Origin of the sequence: Streptomyces klenkii, from assembly GCF_003626645.1 — a bacterium.
Classification (GTDB): domain Bacteria; phylum Actinomycetota; class Actinomycetes; order Streptomycetales; family Streptomycetaceae; genus Streptomyces; species Streptomyces klenkii.
Genome location: NZ_RBAM01000116.1, coordinates 1 through 1,245 on the forward strand (window position 1 = coordinate 1; position 1,245 = coordinate 1,245).

Annotated in this window: 1 pseudogene; it reads left to right on the forward strand. The window is 65.8% G+C overall.

Annotated features, from left to right (window positions below):
- Positions 1–625 precede the first annotated feature (625 nt).
- Positions 626–1,245: pseudogene (locus tag D7231_RS35050) on the forward strand (hypothetical protein); the annotation flags it as partial.

Genomic DNA, 1,245 nt, shown 5'->3' on the forward strand with positions numbered 1-1,245 from the left:
AATCGGGGGGCCGGTTAGATAGGTAGGGGTCTCGCGGCGCCTTGTCGCAGGTCAGAGGGCATTTGGCCCCTACCGATGTGTACCCCGACTCACTGACAAAATCAGTGTCTCAACAGTAGTGCGCGGCGGGCGGGGCGCGAGGTCGCGCTGGGCCGGTCGCGGCCGGCGTGTGTCACGGTTTCTTAAAGCCTCGCTGCCCGCTGTCGAAAATCGGGCCTCTGAGCGGCCTTTTATGGTGACAGCATTTTCCACCTGCTTGTTCACGCGCGCCATGCTGCGGGTGCGCGTGGACCGGGAGGCGCACCGTGGATTCTGCCGACCGCTCACCACACCGCCCGCCAAATGATCAACCGGAGACGCATCAACCAGCCGAATCCGAGCAAGAAAACGCGCCTGAGAGTCGATCAACTTTCTTCCCCTCCGGGGCGGGTTGGCGTTACCATCAGAGAAGCAAGCGCGGCGATCGGAAGTATTCCGGCCGCGCGATCCCGATAGGTGGCGCCGAAGGTGAGCGGCTGCGCGGCGAGTTGGCCGCCGTTGTCCGGGACCTTCTCACATGGGCCAGTACCGCTCAGAATTCGGCCGCTGACGACTCGCCCGGTGAAAGCGAGGAAAGGCCAGCAGCATGACCATTCCGCACGCCAATCCACCCGCCCTCTCTTTGGCGGGACGCACGCCGTCCGGCGTTCTGTCTCCGGTGCGAGGTGGCGTTTCCGGTCCCTCGGGGCTGTCCGATCTCGCGGTGTCCCCGTTCGCCATGCCGACCGCTCTCCTGCGCGGTGAGGTGCGGGTCGCGTGGCTGGGGCGCACGTCCACGGAGGATCAGCAGGACCCCCGGCAATCCCTCATGCGGCAGTTGGGCCGCTGCAAAGAGACGCTGCCGGAAGCGTGGGCGATCGTGGCCCACTTCTACGACGTGGAGTCCGGCCGCATGGAACTCGACGCCCGGGGCCACGGGGCGAACTACGAGCGGTTCGACATTCCCATCGCCCGGGACGGCGGGATTGCCGATCTGCTCGCGGAATGCGGCCACCCCAACCGGCGTTTCGACGTGGTGATCTGCGAGAGCACGTCCCGAGTCGCCCGCCGCATGTTCGAAAACCTCTCCGTTGAGAGGGAGTTGGAGCGCTCCGGGGTCCCGCTCTTCGCGTGGAACGAGCCGATCAAGCTGGACGGCGGGCGCGCCCAGCAAATCCTTCAACGCCGCATCAACCAGTCCGTAGCCGAGTACGAGGTGTTCAACGC